Source organism: Lacticaseibacillus sp. 22 (assembly GCF_055413445.1).
In genome coordinates, this window is record NZ_JBVAYD010000011.1 from 48,787 (window position 1) to 68,092 (window position 19,306).

Sequence of the window (19,306 nt, forward strand, 5' to 3'; positions counted from 1 at the left end):
AGCGGTTGGGCTATACCATGTCAATCAACTGGACCGCTGAATTTAAAAATGAATCAAATATTTAAAAATCATCGACAGGTATAGCCAGCAAAACAGCCGACAAATGAGACAAAACGTCTCACTTGCCGGCTGTCAGTTTCCGAAAATCAACTTTCTATGATGAGGTTTCCCTATCATTCATAACTGCGACTTCTTGAGCTTAAGAACCTTGATCTCAACGCCTAATGTGATGCTTTCTTTTTGGCGAACCACAATCCTGAGAACAGACTCAGCAACGCACCTAGAATCACCATCCACAGAGATTGTTGCTCCTCTGTTTTCGGAAGGTTGCCTTCTGTTGAGGTGATAACTTTTGTTTTAGGTGCTGCAGGCTTCTCAGGTGCCTTAGTCGTTGGCAAAGGTGTTGCTTTGGTGACCTTTTGTCCCTTGCCGGCACGATGTTGGTCGTTAATTGCCTTAATGCCAGCTACTTTGGCTTGGTTCACCGCATCAGCGTTACCAGCTGCGTCAATCGCTTTCTTTGCTTTATCAGCTTCTGCGGCAACTGCTTGCTTTTGCGCTGCCTTTTCTGCATCAGTCAATGTTGGATCTTGATCAATTGCCTTGATGACTTTAGCAGCTTCGTCGTCAATTGCCTTTTTGGCCGCATCTTTTTGCGCCGCGATGGTTTGACCGGAGCGGTGCTGGGCATCAATTGCCTTGATACCAGCTGCTTTGGCTTTGTCTACTGCATCGGCACCTTTTGCCGCATCAATGGCTTTTTTCGCTTTGTCAGCTTCTGTTGCAACTGCTTGCTTTTGCGCCGTTTTTTCTGCGTCAGTCAATGTTGGATCTTGATCAATTGCCTTGATGACTTTAGCAGCTTCTTCATCAATGGCTTTCTTAGCGTCATCTTTACGGGTTGCAACTGCTTGTCCTGACTGGTGTTGCGCATCAATTGCCTTGATACCGGCGTCTTTGGCTTTATCGACTGCATCGGCACTGCCAGCTGCATCAATCGCTTTCTTCGCTTTGTCAGCTTCTGTTACAACGCCTTGTTTCTGAGCCTTCTTTTCAGCATCAGTCAATGACGAATCATGATCAATTGCTTCGGTCACTTTAGCAGCTTCGTCGTCGATTGCTTTCTTTGCATCGTCTTTACGTGTTGCAACTGCTTGTCCTGACTGATGTTGCGCATCAATCGCTTTGATGCCTTCGTCTTTGGCGGTCGTAACCTCCTCGATATTTTTAGCCTGATCAATTGCCTGTTTTGCTTTACCGGCTTCTGTCGTCACTGCTTCTTTTTGCTGTTTCTTGGCAGTAGCGGTCAGAGTCGGGTCCTGATCAATTTCACCTTGAACTTTGGTAGCTTCAGCATCAATCGCTTTCTTGGCTTCGTCTTTGCTTAAGTCAAAAGCTTTACCAGAGACGTGTTGAGCATCAATGGCCTTAATACCGGCATTTTTTGCTTGGTCAACCGCTGAAGCATTAGCAGCAGTATCAATCGCCGCTTTGGCCTTTGTTGCTTCGTCTGCAACGGCTTGTTTTTGACGCTTCTTTTCTGTTGCCGTCAGTGTTGGATCCTGCTCAATAGCTTGGCCTACCTTTGCAGCTTCGGCATCAATGGCTTTTTTCGCAGCAGCCTTACGATCGGTGAGCGCTTGGCCGGACTGGTGCTGCGCGTCAATGATCTGAATGCCTTTGGTCACTGCTTGATCAACGCCATCAGCATTGTCGGCAGTATCAATCGCCTGCTTAGCTTTCTTGGCCTCGTCAGCAACAGCTTGCTTCTGAGTGCCCTTTTCGCTGTCCGTCAACGTTACATCATGATCAATGGCTTCGCTTACTTTAGCAGCTTCTTCATCAATGGCTTTCTTAGCAGCATCTTTCCGGATTGCTAGTGCTTGCCCGGATTTGTGTTGCTGGTCGATCGCCTTGATGCCAGCCTTTTGTGCCTGGTCAACGGCATCAGCATCACCGGCTGCATCAATTGCCTTCTTGGCCTTGTCAGCTTCAGCGATGACGGCCTGCTTTTGTGTTGCCTTTTCAGCATCGGTCAGTGTTGGGTCATGATCGATCGCATCAGTTATCTTAGCAACTTCTCCATCAATAGCTTTCTTAGCGTCATCTTTACGAGTATCGATGCTTTGTCCTGACTTGTGTTGTTCGTCAATTGCCTTGATACCAGCAGATTTTGCCTGATCAATAGCATCCGCATTTCCAGCTGCATCAATCGCTTTTTTAGCTTTATCAGCCTCATCAGCAACTGCCTGCTTCTGCGCTTCTTTTTGAGCAGCCGTCAAAGTGGCGTCGTGATCAATTGCATCAGTAACTTTACCGGCTTCAGCATCAATGGCCTTTTTGGCATCTTCTTTTCGTGCATCAACTGTTTGTCCTGACTTGTGTTGCTCATCGATAGCCTTGATGCCGGCTGTTTTTGCCTGATCTACAGCATCCGCATCGCCTGCAGCGTCAATTGCTTTTTTAGCTTTATCGGCTTCAGTTGCTACCGCTTGCTTTTGTGCTTCTTTTTGGGCAGCGGTCAGAGTTGGATCCTGGTCAATCGCTTTAATCACCTTAGCCGCTTCTTCATCAATCGCTTGCTTAGCGTCATCATGACGGCTATCAATGGTTTTACCGGCTTTGTGCTGAGCATCGATGGCTTGAATCCCGGCTGTCTTTGCTTGATCTACAGCATCGGCATCCCCGGCAGCATCAATGGCTTGCTTAGCTTTGTCGGCTTCTGTCGCAACCCCTTGTTTCTGGGCAGCTTTTTGGGCTTTGGTCAACGTGTTATCCTGATCAATCGCTGCCGTCACCTTGGCTGCTTCAGCATCAATGACCTGCTTGGCATCGGCTTTACGATCGTCAAGAGCTTGCCCGGAGTGATGTTGGGCGTCAATCGCTTTGATCCCGTCAGTCTTGGCCTGGTCGACTGCATCAGCCTGCTTAGCCGCATCAATCGCTTTTTTGGCTTTAGTTGCTTCATCCGTAACCGCCTGTTTCTGGCTTGCCTTTTCATTCGCGGTTAAGGTGGCATCGTGATCAATAGCAGCTGTTTCTTTTGCCGCTTCGGCATCAATGGCAGTTTTAGCATCACGCTTCCGATCTGCGAGTGCCTGACTGGATTGATGCTGAGCGTCGATTGCTTTGATCCCATCACTTTCAGCTTGCTTGATACCATCAGCATTGCCAGCTGCATCGATAGTCTTTTTGGCTTTGTCTGCTTCAGCGATCACAGCCTGCTTCTGGTCAGCTTTTTGCGTTGCCGTTAACGTCACATCTTGATCGATCGCCTTACTTACTTTGGCCGCTTCAGCATCAATGGCCTGTTTTGCTTGCTGCTTTTGCTTGTCAAGTGCCGTTGCGGACTGGTGTTGCGCGTCAATAGCTTCAATACCATCAATTGTTGCTTGAATCACCGCATCGGCGTCAGAGGCTTGGTCAATGGCCGCTTTTGCTTTCGTTGCTTCATCTGCCACTGCCTGCTTTTGTGTAGCCTTTTGGTCGGCTGTCAAAGTGACATCCTGATCAATTGCTTCACTAACCTTGGCTGCTTCGGCATCAATTGTTTGTTTGGCCGCCGCCTTTTGCTTATCCAATGCTATACCAGTTTGGTATTGGGCATCGATGGTTTTAATCCCGTCAGCCAGAGCTTGGTCAATCGCATCGGCCACTAACGTAGCATCAATAGCAGCTTTAGCTTTAGTTGCCGCATCTGTGACTGCTTGCTTCTGTGCCTTTTTTTCAGCGGCGGTTAAAGTTGGATCTTGGTCAATCGCTTTGGTTACTTTTGCGGCTTCAGCATCAATAGCCTGCTTGGCGTCATTTTGGCGCGCTTTAATTGCCTGCCCAGACTGGTGCTGAGCGTCAATCGCTTTGATGCCGTCTGTTTTAGCTTTGTCGACGGCGTCAGCATTTTGCCCTTTGTCGATCGCTTGCTTCGCGTTATCGGCTTCGGTTGCAACTGCCTGTTTTTGCGCCGCTTTTTCTGTCGCTGTGAGGGTTTCATCTTGATCAATGTTGCCCGTTACTTTAGCCGCTTCGGCATCAATGGCTTGCTTAGCAGCGGCTTTACGATCGGCAACTGCTTGGCCAGCGTGATGTTGGGCGTCAATCGCTCTGATCCCGTCATTCTTGGCCTGGTCGACTGCATCAGCCTGCTTAGCCGCATCAATCGCTTCTTTGGCTTTAGTCGCTTCATCGGCAACCGCCTGTTTTTGGCTTGCCTTTTCATTCGCGGTTAAAGTTGCATCCTGATCAATGGCAGCTGTTTCTTTTGCCGCCTCGGCATCAATCGCCTGTTTGGCATCACGCTTCCGATCTGCGAGTGCCTGACCGGATTGATGCTGGTCATAAATTGCTTTAACTCCCGCATTTTTAGCTTGATCGACCGCGTCAGCATTGCCAGCCGCATCAATGGCTTGATTGGCTTTAGTGACTTCCACGGTAATCGCCTGTCTTTGCACTGCTTTCTGGGTCGCAGTCAGCGTCACATCCTGACCAATCGCAGCCTGCACCTTATCAGCGGTTTCCGCAATTAGCTTTTTGGCTGCTTCTTTGCGTTCGTTCAACGCCAACCCGGCTTGGTGTTGGGCATCAATCGCCTTGATACCATCCGCTTTGGCTTGGTCCACCGCATCGGCATTCTTGGCAGCATCAATAGCAGCCTTAGCTTGCGTTGCTGCATCAGCGACTGCTTGCTGTTGCGTTAGTTTTTCCGCTTGCGTCAAGGTCACATCTTGGCCAATAGCTGCAATGACTTTAACTGCTTCCGCATCAATCGCCTTTTTGGCATCTTGTTTGCGAGTGTCTAAAAGCGTGCCGCTTTGATGGACGGCATCAATGGCTTGGATGCCTGATGCTTTAGCCTGATCAACGGTGTCCGCATTTTTAGCTGCGTCAATCGCTGTCTTGGCTTTGACTGCTTCATCCGTAACTTTTTGCTTCTGAGTGGCTTTCTCAGCGCTGGTTAACGTGACATCTTGGTCAATGGCGTCATTAATTTTAGCAGCTTCGGCATCAATGGCTTTTTTAGCATCAACTTTGCGCGTATCTAAAAGTGCACCTGATTGATGCCCATCGTCAATGGCTTGAATGCCTGCTTTTTCAGCCTGAATAACACCATCGGCATCCTGCGCTTTGGCGATGGTATCTTTAGCCTTGGTTGCTTCAGCAGCAAAGGTCTGCTTTTGGGCCGCCTTTTCTTGGCTCGTTAAAGTAGGATCTTGATCAATCGCTTCGCCAACTTTGGCAGCTTCAGCGTCAATGGCCGCTTGTGCATCAGTTTTACGCTTAGCTAAATCCATTCCCAGCCGATGTTGCGCATCGATGGCTTTAATCCCATCTGCTTGCGCTTTGGCGATTTCATCAGCATTCCGCGCCGAATCAATTGCGGTCTTGGCTTTAGCAGTTTCATCGGCAACGCCTTGCTTTTGCGCCTTTTTTTCAGCACTGGTCAAAGTCGGATCTTGCTCAATTGCCGTTAAAACTTTGGCGGCTTCCTTGTCAATTGCCTGCTTAGCCTTGGTTTTCTGGGTATCTAAATCTGCACCAATTTGATGTTTCGCATCAATGGCTTTAATCCCATCAGCTTGGGCCTGAAGAATGGCATCTGCGTTTTGAGCCTGGTCAATCGCTGCTTTGGCTTTAGCCGCTTCGTCAGCTACTGCCTGCTTCTGGGCGTCCTTTTCGGTACTGGTTAGCGTGTCATCTTGGTTGATGGCATCGGTTATTTTGGCCGCTTCGGCATCGATCGCTTGTTTAGCACTATCTTTGCGGGTCGCCAAATCGGTACCTGCCTGATGTTGGGCATCAATTGCCTTGATGCCATCATCTTTCGCTTGGATCACCCCATCAATGGTCTTCGCTTGATCAATGGCAGTCTTAGCTTTGGTCGCTTCATCACCAACGCCTTGCTTCTGGGCCGTCTTGTCTTTGGCCGTCAGAGTCGGGTCTTGATCAATAGCATCCTTGACTTTGGCCGCTTCGGCATCAATTGCGTCTTTAGCTTGAGCTTTACGCGTATCGAAGTCAGCGCCTTGCTTGTGTTGGGCATCAATTGCTTTAATCCCATCATCTTTAGCTTTATCGATGGCTTCAATCGTTTGGGCCTGATCAATCGCCGTCTTGGCTTTCGCGGCTTCATCAGCAACTCCTTGCTTTTGGGCCGCTTTTTCGCTAGTAGCTAAGGTTGAATCCTGCTCAATCTCAGCAGTCACTTTAGCCGCTTCGGCATCAATCGCCTGCTTAGCTTCTTCTCGGCGCACGTTGAGTCCGGTTCCAGGCTGATGTTGGGCATCGATTGCTGCAATGCCGGCATCTCGCGCCTGCTGAACCCCTGTTTCGGTTTGCGCTTGGTCGATTGCCGCCTTGGCCTTGGTTGCTTCGGCTGCAACGCCATCTTTTTGCTTTGCCTTTTCCGTTGCCGTTAAAGTCGGATCCTGCTCAATTTCAGCGCTGACTTTGGCGGCTTCGGCATCAATATCTCGTTTAGCCTGTTCCTTATGCGCGTTTAAAACGATTTCCTGAATGAGCTTGTCAAAGTCCTCGTCAACCGTGATTGGGTCGACTTTTTCTTTAACTTCTTCTTGAACCGGTTTAGGATCCTTGGCCGTGTCATCAATCGCCTTTTTCTTCATGGCTTCTAAAAGTTTGGCGTTGAGTGCAGGACCAAAATCGTTGTACTCAAGAATGCGAGTGGATCGAAATGCTGGATGAATAGGGTGTTTCCCTTCAATCCGATTGGTTTCCATCCGAACAGCAATCCAATCCTCGGGCATAATCTTATGCGCCTGCATGTAGATGACGGCATCTGCTCGTCCACCTAGTTGATGACTAACGCTTTTACCATCACTACCATCCCAGCGCCGTGCAAATTCTCTGTTCTTGTTAAGACTTGTAATAACCGCTGGGACCAGCCCATCAGGTGAAATCACAACCCGCTTGATTTTTCCTTCTAAGGCATCGTTAAACGAATACCCAAACTCCAAATACCGATCCAAGCCATCTGATTCAAGCGAGCCGAACCGAATTGGAATTTTGAAGGTATCCGTACCTTCGTCATATACCACGGCGTCGTTGCTATATTGGAATGTGATGCTATTTATAAGCTTCCTATAGCTCGAACCATCGGCACCACCCAAATGGATATCACCAGCCTGGGGCTTATTCGCTGCCAATACGACACCGCTTGAATCCCAAAGACCAATTGAAATCAGTCCCGTGGCTAATAGTAATATCAGTCTCCCCTTTTTCACTTCAACATGCCTCCCTTTTATTGAACCCAAAACAGCAAACAATTAAGTTAACCCTACCCATTCTCAAAATATTTGATATAAATTATTACATTTTGAAAGGCGAGTTCTTAATAATTGAAACAACAAGCATTATCACTTTATAATTTATGGTGAACCAAGCAATGCTTATGCAATATGTCATTAGTATAAATAAATCAATGATTGGTTCTAGTTCAAAGCTTGCCTAACGTTAGGCAAGTTTTGATAGTAACAACCTACTTGGGGAGGTAAGTTTATGGAAGAACTATTGGAAAGTAGCCTGCTCAAGCACTACGAAATCATTAGTTTTCTGCTTGACAAGGAATGGGTGACCATTAAGCAGGTGGCTGAAGAAACCCGGATCCCGGCACGCACCATCCGCCAAAATATTGGTACCATCAATCAATATATTGCCCCGGCAAAAATCGAAAGTAGCCAACGCTATGGAATTCGATTGGCTTATGACTCAGCCCATAATCCCTTATATATCTATGCAGCTATTTATCGTCAGTCAACGCGTTTTTTGATACTAGAGCAAATTTTTCTGCACCATTATTTATCAATTGCTCAATTTTCCGAAGCACTTTTCATTAGTGAATCAACATTAAAACGACATATGCAAGTTTTAAACCAGATTCTACCGCACTATGGATTTCATATTGACACGCAAACCCTAGATATTATTGGCGATGAAAAGAAAATCCACTTTTTTTATTACACTTATTTACTAGAGAGATATTGGTTTATCGATGATTTTCTGCCACAGGATGAATTAAAACTAATTGCTGCTATCATCTCAGAGTTTTTCGCACATTATCCGACACTGACAACCCCCAGATACCAGTCTTTTTCTTTTATCAACAAGTTACGCGCGACGATCTTCGTTTGCCTCAAACGCAACAGTCGCGGGCACACGTTTGAAAATGCGACCCCGGCAATCGAAAATGCAACCTTCTCGCCAGAACTGCGCCAATCAATTGCACGCTGCTATAAGATTGACTGCTCCTCATTAGTTTTCTCGCATCTGTTCTATCTCTTTTTTAATCCTCGAAATGCTTGGTCTTACGCCGATCTGCTCACTAAAACACATCAGGATGCTGAAATTCGCGCGATCCATCGCGCACTTACGCATTTTCTTGACATGGTCGTTGCAACTGAACATCTATCGTTACCAAATCGCGAACAAGTTCTACTGCGCTTGTATAACGCCATCGAATATACGTGGGGTCCGACAAAAATCCTGTACAGTCCGAGCGAAGCTTTCTTTGCGAGCATGAACCAATTTAGCAAGACTTTTATTCGTCAGGCCAGACAGACACTGGTTACTGCACTGAGAAATGAAAAAGTCAACGTTCGAATTGATGATGCTTTCATCACCAAACTGTTATTTACTTTGGTGACATCATGGGAGACGCTGCCGCTGCAATTAGAGCAAAAAGCCCCGAAAGTCCGAACCGGGCTCTTCTTCAATACGAGTTTTGAGCATAGTCACTTTTTGCTGAATGAACTCAATTACCATTTACGTTCGAACCTCAAACTCGAGCTTGTCCCGGCCAGTACCTTAGCAGAGTTAAAAACCGTTGCCCGCCAATTTGACCTGATCATTACCAATCTCCCCTTACTCAATTTGCCAAATTGCCAGGTGGTCGCCATTCAGCCTCATCCCACGCCGGAAGACTTCGATAATATTTTGGCTGCTTATAATCGGATTATTAATGCCAAAAGTCTGGAAAGTTCCGTATCGTAAGCTCCCAACGACTTTTCACGGAACCGAACGCATACAAAAATCCGTTTGACAAAATCGCTATGTCAAACGACTTTTTGCTTCTGATCGGTCTGATGTCAATCCGATATTTATGAAATGGAGGAGATAGGATTCGAACCTATGAACCCGAAGGAGCGGATTTACAGTCCGCCGCGTTTAGCCTCTTCGCTACTCCTCCATGCGATTGATATAAATCAACTTTAATAGTGTACAAAAAGAGGTTATAAAAATCAACCATTTTCAGGTAGTTTTTATAACCTCCGATACTTAATTTTTTGCTTAATCTGTCAAAGCTGCGGGCACTTCCAATGTGACTAATGTGTCGCGCCATTCCGTCAACCAGTCTGTACTTTGCCATTCAAAAAGGCGTTTAAGCCCATAGCCCAGCGGTTGATGATAATAAGTTGTCTTGCCTAGCAGCTTAGGGGCATCGCGAAAATGCTCATGACCAAACACCACGGCACTAGCCCGATTTGTCAACAGATCGCCTAGTTTTGCCGATCCCATTAACGCGGTAGCCATCTGCCATGACCGGCGATCAACTGCGTACACCATCGCACCGAGAATCGGAACAAAATGCGTGACATAAATGATCCGTTTGCCGCGATTGGCCACCAAAGCCGCTTTGGTGGTATCAAGCACCCGCTGCATCCGCTCTAAGTCACTTATCGGTGAGTCAATGGCGCTGTCGATCCAAAACGCTCGCTTCCACTGCGCATATTCAGCCGACGTTTTCGACTTTCCAAGTTGCGCAAGTGAATAATCATACCAACCGTTGTTTCCAACGATAACCGCATTCGTTCCCGGGACTGACAAAAACTTTTCGTGTAAATAAAGCGGGTCAACATCTGACTGAATTTCAGCATAGGTCGCACCCTTAACCATGTCGTGATTACCAGCTAAAAAGCGGATAATCACTTGATCGCCGACTTCCCGTTGCAATGCCTGATAGTACGCCAGCGTTTTTGTGAAATCGTTATACGTATCACCGGCATTGACGTAGACTTGATAGCCATGTTCAACGAGATAGGCTGCTTGGTGTTTCAACATTTCGAAACCATCAACATGATTAACGTCAAAATGATTATCCACGCTGATCGCAACTTTTACCATCACCACACCTCCGTTAATTTACCGGTGCGCGCCAGCCTATCACCCGCTTAATTAACCCCTTGCATCAGCTTTTCAATGCGCGGCGTGAAAAAGGCCAGTACAATCGCAAAGATAACTGAAACCAGGCCAACGACAGCAAAATAGGCAACTTCATGGCTTGGTGTATAGAAACGCACAATTTGCGCATTGACGGCCTGCGCCGATGCATCAGCTAAGAACCACATGCTCATCATTTGCGATGAATAAGCTTTAGGCGCCAATTTAGTCGTAACTGAAAGTCCAACCGGTGAAATCAGCATTTCGCCAATTTCCACAATTGCCCAGCTCATCACCAGCCACAAAGGTGAAACCTTAGCACTGCTGCCAAATAACAGGACCGGAATGACCATCCATAAGTACGACGCGCCGGCAAAAATCAAGCCCAGATAAAATTTCTTGGGCGAGGTCGGTTGGCGTTTACCGAGTTTCATCCATAACCAGGCAAATAATGGACCATATAACAGAATGAATAACGGATTCAACGTCTGAAAATTTCCAGGCAGGATTTTAAAGAATCCAAAGTCCAATTTAGTCTGCTGGGCCGCAAACAAAGCCAAAACAACTGAGCCTTGCTCCTCAATCGCCCAAAAGATCATCGCGGCTAAGAACAGCGGGATATACGCAATGACACGTGAACGCTCAGTCTTGGTCACCTTTTTGCTGCGGATCATCAAAATAAAGTACCAAACCGGCAAGCCGATCGCAACGATGGTGATCAAACTAATAACGTTTGCAATCGTCAAAGCACCTAGGCTTGCCATCACGGCTAAAATAACCGCGACAACCACCAACGCACCCACGACGCGCATCACCAGCGGCCGAATATCTTCCGGCTTTAACGGGTCAGGCGCCGTATTGTCAGCCGGATTAATATATTTACGCCCATCGATGACATAAAAGATCAGGCCAATAAACATACCGATCGCTGCCAACGAAAAACCAGCGTGGAAGTTAAACTTGTCGGCCATCCACGGCACAAAGATCGGTGCAATCAACGACCCGAAGTTAATCCCCATGACGAAGATACTGAAACCGGAGTCCCGGCGCAAATCTTCTTCAGGATACAGACTGCCAACCATTTCCGATACATTTGGTTTAAGTAGTCCCGTCCCTAAAACAATCAGCACAATGGAGCCAAATAACCCCACCGCGCCAATTGGCAAAGACAACACAATATGTCCGAGCATGATGAGGACACCGCCCCAAAAGACAGTTCGCCGCGACCCGAGCAAGCGATCGCTGATAAACCCGCCAATTGTGGCACTTAAATAAACCAGTGATCCATAAATCGACATAATCGATAAGGCTGTGGGCTGGTCGAATCCCAGACCGCCTTTTTCTACCGCATAGTACATGTAGTAGATTAAGATCGCCCGCATACCGTAATAGCTGAACCGCTCCCAGAATTCGGTCATCGACAGCGTTAATAGCCCGCGGGGATGACCCATAAACGTGCGGTTCTTTGAATTATCCAATTGAAATACATCCTCTCGCTAGGAAATGATCCTCCTAGCTGCTCTCATGACACTTCCCTCAAAATGTCAATTGATAAGTAATCATTATAGAGGTATTTTGGCATGAAGACAAATGAAACCGCAAACATGACTGAGACTTCTATGCCTTCATAGCATTTTCAAACCTAGGTTCCCTAGCTTTTTACGCTCAAGAAAGATCTTCTTCCTCGGTAAAGCAAAAAGCAGAGGTGCCCACTGCAGACACCACTGCTTTCTAGATAAACCATCAATTGTTAATCGTTATAGACATCAGTCAGCTCGTAAAGCAATCGCTGCATCTTTGTTTGATGCCATACGCGCTGGAATGTGGCCGCCGAGGACGGTCAGGATCGTGCTGATTAGAATCAGAATCACCGCATGCACGGGATTCAACTGCGCAACATTCGGCAGTTCGGTCATGCCGTACAAAATCGCATTGATCGGGAACGTCAGCAACCAGGCAATGATAATGCCCAGTATCCCTGAACTGACCCCTAGAATGATGGTTTCAGCATCAAAAACCCGGGTGACATCTTTTCGACGCGCACCTAATGCCTTCAAGACGCCGATTTCTTTGGTTCGCTCAAGTACTGACGCATAGGTTAGAATCGCAATCATGATCATCGAAGTTACCAGTGAAATCCCTGCAAAAGCAACCAGGACAATGGTAATGGCTGACATGATCCCGCCTGTCATGCTCGAAATGGTGCCGGCCAAGTCAGTGTAAACCACCTGATCGGCCTTTTTCTTACCATGGTTGAACTTGTCGAGATAACTCAAGATCTTGTCCTTATCCTTGAAACTAGTTGGATAAATCGTGATCTGCGTAGGCGTTTCCGATCCGCCCAATCCGGTAATCAGTTGATCCTTGGTGGCATCATCAATACTTTGATTGGTGAAAATATTAACGTCACTATTTCGTTGTGCTTTGACAACTGCCGAATTCTTATTCATTGCCACTAAATCTTTGGTCAACCGATCAGAATAAGCAAAACCTTGGCTCAAAAGACCATCGCTCGTCTTGGAACGGGTTCGCAAAACACCGGTTACGGTCAGCTCCCGATTACCATTTTGATTATAGGCATCAGCGTAATTTTTAGTTGGTACATAGACGCTACCACCCACATTTTGATAATAATGGTCATTGGCAATCGCCTTTAGCTTCGTCCCGACAATGTCGCCAAATTTGATTTTTTGACCATTTTTAACTGAGAAGCCAAGGTTTTTCAGCGCATTGATATTAGTCGAATTGTCCCGATCAACAATTAAAATGACGTCATTGTCGGATTTCGGATAGCTACCGGCGACAACCTCATAGTTCTTCTTGAGATAGCTTGTCTTGCCTTCACGATCTACGGGATAAACAGATGAACTGGCGCTGGAAAAACTCCGCTGTGTTTGATTGCTCGTCGGTTTGGCGGTTGAAAATTGAACCGGCTTCACCGTTCCGTTGACATTACGCAACAAATTCATTCCGGTGCCATACGTATAACCGATATTATTCGTCAATCGCTTGCTAATGCCATTCACATAGTCGATATACTTTTGATTAAGTTTGTTGGTGTGCTGTGCTTTATCACTGGCACTTTGCTTGGCTTCCACCGTTTTAGTTGTCTTAAAGGTGGAAGTTTTCGTATTATCTTCCGCCCCGGCTGTCAAGTTCACGGCAGTAGACGAAATGGTAATGGGAAATTGCGCCAACGTTTCTGACTGCGTGTTATCGATTTGCTTTTGAAAACCCGAAGAAAGGGCCAGAACCACTGCTATCCCGATAATCCCGATACTTGATGCGAATGCCGTCAGAAAAGTGCGACCCTTCTTCGTCATGATATTGGTAAAAGATAACTTCAGAGCCGTCAGATAGCTCATTTTAGTGCGGCGTAAATCAAAGTGTCCGGTTTGCTCCTCAACATCATATGGTTTTGAATCAGATAGAATTTTACCGTCTTTAAATTCAATAATGCGTTGGGCATAATCATGCGCCAGTTGAGGATTGTGGGTGACCATAACGACTAAACGTTCCCGCGACAAGTCGGCAATCAATTGCATGATTTCCTGACTGGTTTCGGTATCCAACGCGCCAGTCGGTTCATCGGCCAACAAAATTGACGGTTCCGAAACAATCGCCCGCGCAATCGCAACCCGCTGCATTTGCCCCCCAGACAGTTGGTTAGGTTGTTTTCCCATGTGTTCCTTCAAACCAACCTTAACTAGCGCTGCCTCAGCCTTTTTGCGCCGCTCACTGGCAGAAACCCCGCTCAACGTGAGTCCCAACTCAACATTTTCCAAAATGCTAAGGTGCATGATTAAGTTATAGCTTTGAAAAATGAAGCCAACCGAGTTGTTACGATAAGCATCCCAGTCAGATTCTTTGAAGTCTTTGGTTGACCGGCCATGTAACAATAAGTCGCCTGAATCATAACGATCAAGGCCACCGATCACGTTCAGTAGCGTTGTTTTACCGGAGCCGCTGGGACCAAGGATGGCCACAAACTCCTGCTCCCGAAACTGCACCGAAACATCATCAAGTGCTTTCGTGGTGTAATCACCGGTTTGGTAATATTTTTTTATATGCTTTAGCTCTAGCAAAGACCATTCTCCTCTACAACAAGTGACAACGCGCCGAAATGAAATAACTTGCCATATCTTAGCATACTTACCCAGCACTTGATAATCGGTCTAAAGCCCAAAATGAAAATCAGTCCCGACTTGGCACCCATTTTGGCGAAAAAAAGACCGAATCATCACACAATACCTTGCCGATTCGGTCAATTCAGTCACGCCATCCGTCTGGTTCAGGATTGGACTTTCATCAGCGGCTGCCAATAAATTAAGTCCAAGCTATGATCCGGATAGATGTAATAACTGATATTTAATTTTGAAAAAGGATTTGCCATTGCCATTAAGTAAATGGGTTGCGGTGCATGCGCCAATCCAGCAACTGAAACAAGAATGTACTTGGCCATCTGTTCAAACAGGGGTTGGGTCAACCCGGTTGTTAGCTCAAAATCCAAGTCAACGTAAATCAGCTCTTTTGTTTGTCGCGTGAGGCTGATCCGATGAATGGGTAATCCGCCAAAATTACCGTCTTGATTGAGTTCATCGACCATTCGTTTAATTTCCTGATGCTTAAACTGCGGCCGTGCAAACATCATGCGCCAAATTGCCAAGTCGTCACCCCCTTGCCTCAATTATGCCACATTGACGCAAGAACGCGGACTAAAAGATCGGATCAAGAATCTTGGAAAAAGCCGAATCAATTTGAGCCCGAGCTGCTTGCTGTTCGGCTAATCCGGCCGCAAATCGTTCATGATCTACCTGATCCGTGTCGATCGCCTGCAACATATTCAAAACGCCGCTGCGAATACCACAAAGACCACTTACCAATACCTTATGAAAGGCAGCATAGTTGCATGGTGCTGACTCGGCATTGACACTATCTACAAAATTACAGAACTTAATGACATTTTTGGTGAAATAAAGTCGCAAGCGGTCGAGACTTTCGCTTGCATAGCAGTTTCTTTTCTCGATGTTCTTGCATGTGTGGACGTACTCTTTAAAAACAGTCTCAAACACGAGAAGGCGTTCCAGATTTTGATTAATTACTTCAACATAACTAGGCTCATTGCTTACTGCATACATTTAAAAGTCCCTCCTAATCTTGTGAGTTCATCAACTTACAGACTTAATTATACCTGTTAATGGCTTATAATCAATATAATTACATGCTAATATTTAAATACCTAACGTTATATAACCGCTACAAAGGCCATTATTATTGGGATTTGCAGACATGACACCAGTCTGTGAAAACCGTTTTCCCTGACATTGCACGCAATGTATCTATTTGTGAAAACTTGTTTTATCTATGCCTTATCACCCTGTCTTGACAGGGTGATTTCTTGAAGGCAGCCATTTAGTATCTACTTGCATTAAAAATAAGATAACGAAAATATTTTTTGGATATTTTGCATTTATATTTTAATATTTTCCAACAATCGTGCAAATCCCAGCCATAAAGATTCTAATTGCAGGGTCGGTTATAAAACGAAGATGTTTCCAATTCGAGGCAGTTAATAGCATGTTTTAAAAACATCACCTATAATCGAGTCAAGAAGCCTGCAAGTTAAAAATCTTATGGTCAAAACTCAAAAATCGAGTTGCGAAAACCTTTTTAATTTGTCACCGCACTTATTTGATTCTTGGGAGGATTTTACATTGAAGGGTTATCCAAAGAATTACCCCTTAGATTCACGGACTTTCTTCGGCGTTAATGCCATGGGGTTGATCAGCACAACCGCGTATTATCTTTATACTGCTGTTTTGATGATGTTTATTACCGATTATTCCGGGATTTACACCAACGTCCCTGGCAAAGCAGCGGCAGTCGCCACCACGCTATTATTCGTTGGACGGCTCTGGGATGCCATCAATGACCTTTGGACTGGTTATTTGATTGACATTTCACCCAGAACTCGTTGGGGAAAATTTAAACCGTATGTTTTGGTTGGAACCTTTTTTACCGGTATTTTGGGCATGATGTTGTTTCACATTCCCCAAAACTTAAGTGATTTCGGCAAAGAAGTCTACCTCTACATCACCTATTTCTTATTTATGTTTTCAGCAACCATTATCGTCACGGTTCCGCTGACCAGCACCATGTCCGCTGATCAGGAAATTCGGGCTAAATTAATTTCCTGGCCACGAATTACCAGCAATGTTGTCGGTGTGGTCTTCGCGTTTTTTATGGCGATTGCCAGCTTCTTGGGAACTAAGAAAAGTTCAAATATTCCATTGACCGTAGATTTGATCATCATTCCATTTTTAATCATCTCGTTAATTGGCGGCTTCATGGTCAAAGAAGGGCCTGTTGCGGAAGGAACCAAGCCGCCAAAGTTACGTGATGTCGGACGGATGGTAAAAATCAATAAGCCATTTCGCGTCAATCTCTATTTCACTTTTGTTGGCGGCTTTGTCTGGGCGTTACTGACGGCAACATCGCTTTACTACATTAAGTACGCATTCGGCGTTGCCAACTTAGGTATTCAGTCCATGTACTTCGGGCTCCTGACCTTAGTCACCCTAATCGGCGGTACGTTAATTTCCCAAAAAGCCATGAAATATATGTCAGCACTTCGAGGCGTTCAAATCTGCTATTTGGGAATGGTTCCGTTTCTGCTAATCATGTTTGCGATCAATGAATTTCAGGTCATTCATAATCCTTGGCTTTTCTATCTTCTTATCGGAATTGTCATGACCCTAGCCGGCGCCCAATTTGTGCCAGCTAACCTCATCATCATGGAAACCATGGATTATAATCGACTTAAACTCAATTCGGGAATGGAAGCAACGATCAATGCGGTTAACATGTTTCTCCAAAAGCTGCAGTCGGGTTTGGCAACAATTGGCGTTGGATTAGCCTTATTGTTAGTTGGCTATAATGCGCAAATACTGGAAAAAGCCACCCGCATCCCCGACAGTTTGCTTAAAAGCCTGGGGGTAGTTTTATTCGGTTTACCTGCAGTCTTTTCGCTTGTAGCTTATCTTTTAACGAAGCAATACCCATTGCAAGGTGAGGCGCGGACCCAGATGTATGCGGAATTGGCCGCGAAAACTGCAGCTGCAAGTCAAAAAAAAAATAAGCAGGTCTAATTGTTAGTTACTTGAATTGAGCATGCTGTTACACGCTCACATCATAACGCGCTCCCCGGCGCAGAAGTCGGAGTGTAAGGACCTCAGGCGCAATGGCCAAAGACCGGCCATCACGCCTGAGGCCACTTACACTCCGACTTCTAACCGCGCCGGCTCGCGCTCACTGGAGGTATAGTTTATGGTTAAACCATCACCTGTCAATATTCACCGCGACGATCCCCCTGCTTGGTTTAAACAAGCAGATTTCGGCATTATGATTCACTGGGGGCTTTATAGTGTCCCGGCTTTTGCGCCGACCAATGTGCCGGATTATGATACTTTCATCAAAAGTAAGCCGCTGAAGTTCTTTTTTGCTAATCAACCGTATGCGGAATGGTATGCCAACAGTATCTTGTTTCCTGACAGCCCCGCTGCCCGTTACCATCGTGAACATTATGGCAATGCGCCTTACTCGGACTTTGCCAAAACGTTTAAGCAAAGTGCCCAGCAAGTCGATGTTGATGCCTGGGCGGATGCCTTTGCCAATGCCGGCGCGAAGTATGTGGTCATTGTGACAAAGCATCATGACGGATTTGTGCTGTATGACACCGACGTAGCGAATCCGTATCAACCTGATTATCACCTTGACTTTGATTTCGTTGGCCAATTAGCACAGGCAGTTCGCGCCCGCGGTATGCATTTCGGTACTTATTATTCTTCATTGTTAGACTGGACCTTCCCGCACGTGCCCATCGCTGATTACGGTTCACTGATGTTAGGAAATGACCGATCAAAAATTTATAACCAGTACGCACGGGCGCACTGGCATGAACTGATTGACCGCTATCACCCGGATATTTTGTGGAGTGACATCGGCTATCCTGACGATCCGGGTTTGCCTGACTTATTCAGGTATTACTACGATCAGGTTCCTGACGGCTTAGTCAATGACCGCTGGCGCCAATTTCCCAACTGGCTGCGCAATAAGCCAGGGCGGGCGGTTTTTAATATCGCCGCAAAGTACGTCATGAACCAAGAACACAAACATCCCGGTGATGTCGGCGAGCTCAAATATTACGATTATCGGACACTGGAATATAACAGTGACTGGAAGGAAAATAAGCGCTACTTCGAAATGACTCGCGGTATGGATAAAAGTTTTGGCTACAACCAATTCAGCCAATCTAAAGACTACATCACAACCGCCGCAGTCAAAAAGCTGATCGCAACACTCCATCCTAAACGTGGCCGTTTACTACTTAACGTCGGCCCCGATCGCTATGGCACCATTCCACCGTACCAGATGAAAATACTGCAGCAACTTAGTGATCGTTAACGCTCCAATCCAAAACGTATTAAACCGAGCTATGTTCAGTCATCACCACAACAAAAAACGCTAGGAACATCGGCCACTGTCAGACGGTGCGATTCCTAGCGTTTTTTAATTCAGATTATTGAACCAGCCCTTCAGCAGGGTGCGCTTAATCATGGCGTTAAAACCATTTAGCTCAGCTGATTAATCGCCGCCCAGCTTGCCAATGCTTCTGGATGAAAGCCGCTCCAAGTAGCCAGCACATCCCCGGTCTCATCGTCACGAACACGGACAACCGGAAACCGATCATAACCATCCGCTCGAAATTTAACGACTTTCTGGGCACTCCAAGCACGTTTCAACGGATCTTCCGCACTCGTATCCACCAAGTTCGATTCACCGCGCTGATTCGTGGTGCGAAAATGCTGATGATGAGCCAGCAACCAGCGTTTCGTCAAGCGGCACGATTCGCACTGGGGCTTTTCATATACCACAAAGTGAATAGCCATACGCATTTCCTCCCTTACTCATGCTTATCCTCGATCTGGGTCTAAAGCGCATGTCTCATTTTGTTTCTACTATCCCTTATTCCGGCTATTTTTGCAATGACAACTCATCAAATTCAGTGTGCACATGGCTGTTTGGAAACCAGCCGTACCAGCATTTTCAAGAATAGCAAGCAGGTTCCCCTTGATAG

General features: G+C 46.2%; 10 protein-coding genes and 1 tRNA gene. 3 read left to right on the forward strand and 8 right to left on the reverse strand.

Features of this window, described 5'->3' with window-relative positions; genetic code table 11:
* Positions 1-221 precede the first annotated feature (221 nt).
* On the reverse strand, positions 222-7,238 hold the full coding sequence (gene mabA, locus ACWP87_RS07150; protein ID WP_331323204.1) for a sortase-dependent adhesin MabA: 7,017 nt from the start codon (positions 7,236-7,238) through the stop codon (positions 222-224).
* A gap of 274 nt (positions 7,239-7,512) precedes the next feature.
* Here mabA and ACWP87_RS07155 point away from each other — a divergent pair, with 274 nt between their 5' ends.
* On the forward strand, positions 7,513-9,003 hold the full coding sequence (locus tag ACWP87_RS07155) for a helix-turn-helix domain-containing protein (RefSeq protein WP_014569796.1): 1,491 nt from the start codon (positions 7,513-7,515) through the stop codon (positions 9,001-9,003).
* A gap of 115 nt (positions 9,004-9,118) precedes the next feature.
* On the opposite strand, the gene ACWP87_RS07160 is transcribed toward ACWP87_RS07155, so the two are convergent.
* The 6 genes from ACWP87_RS07160 to ACWP87_RS07185 form a co-directional block, all read right to left on the reverse strand.
* Positions 9,119-9,199, reverse strand: a tRNA-Tyr gene (locus ACWP87_RS07160).
* A 101-nt stretch (positions 9,200-9,300) separates the two neighbouring features.
* Positions 9,301-10,134, reverse strand: a complete 834-nt coding sequence (locus ACWP87_RS07165) for a metallophosphoesterase (RefSeq protein WP_005687716.1) — start codon at positions 10,132-10,134, stop codon at positions 9,301-9,303.
* A gap of 47 nt (positions 10,135-10,181) precedes the next feature.
* Entirely contained in the window at positions 10,182-11,648 is a 1,467-nt protein-coding gene (locus ACWP87_RS07170; protein WP_005687714.1) for a peptide MFS transporter, read from the reverse strand.
* 288 nt (positions 11,649-11,936) lie between these two features.
* Entirely contained in the window at positions 11,937-14,255 is a 2,319-nt protein-coding gene (locus ACWP87_RS07175; protein WP_014569797.1) for an ABC transporter ATP-binding protein/permease, read from the reverse strand.
* A gap of 206 nt (positions 14,256-14,461) precedes the next feature.
* Positions 14,462-14,836: a hypothetical protein gene (locus ACWP87_RS07180; protein WP_005687711.1), complete on the reverse strand. Its 375-nt coding sequence runs from the start codon at positions 14,834-14,836 to the stop codon at positions 14,462-14,464.
* A gap of 49 nt (positions 14,837-14,885) precedes the next feature.
* Positions 14,886-15,308, reverse strand: coding sequence for a hypothetical protein (locus ACWP87_RS07185; RefSeq protein WP_005687709.1), 423 nt, complete (start codon positions 15,306-15,308; stop codon positions 14,886-14,888).
* Between the two features lie 576 nt (positions 15,309-15,884).
* On the opposite strand from ACWP87_RS07185, the gene ACWP87_RS07190 reads away from it, so the two are divergent.
* Positions 15,885-17,318: an MFS transporter gene (locus ACWP87_RS07190; RefSeq protein ID WP_014569798.1), complete on the forward strand. Its 1,434-nt coding sequence runs from the start codon at positions 15,885-15,887 to the stop codon at positions 17,316-17,318.
* 178 nt (positions 17,319-17,496) lie between these two features.
* The gene (locus tag ACWP87_RS07195) at positions 17,497-18,633 is read left to right on the forward strand and encodes an alpha-L-fucosidase (protein WP_005687706.1); all 1,137 of its coding nucleotides are present in this window, start codon (positions 17,497-17,499) and stop codon (positions 18,631-18,633) included.
* A gap of 167 nt (positions 18,634-18,800) precedes the next feature.
* Here ACWP87_RS07195 and ACWP87_RS07200 read toward each other — a convergent pair whose 3' ends face one another.
* Positions 18,801-19,118, reverse strand: a complete 318-nt coding sequence (locus ACWP87_RS07200; protein WP_005687704.1) for a thioredoxin domain-containing protein — start codon at positions 19,116-19,118, stop codon at positions 18,801-18,803.
* Positions 19,119-19,306: the final 188 nt, after the last annotated feature.

Coding starts and splice junctions, on each gene's coding strand:
- ACWP87_RS07200 (WP_005687704.1), bottom strand. CDS start 19,118: ATGGCTATTCACTTTGTGGTATATGAAAAGCCCCAGTGCGAATCGTGC.
- ACWP87_RS07185 (WP_005687709.1), bottom strand. CDS start 15,308: ATGTATGCAGTAAGCAATGAGCCTAGTTATGTTGAAGTAATTAATCAA.
- ACWP87_RS07155 (WP_014569796.1), top strand. CDS start 7,513: ATGGAAGAACTATTGGAAAGTAGCCTGCTCAAGCACTACGAAATCATT.
- ACWP87_RS07195 (WP_005687706.1), top strand. CDS start 17,497: ATGGTTAAACCATCACCTGTCAATATTCACCGCGACGATCCCCCTGCT.
- ACWP87_RS07165 (WP_005687716.1), bottom strand. CDS start 10,134: ATGGTAAAAGTTGCGATCAGCGTGGATAATCATTTTGACGTTAATCAT.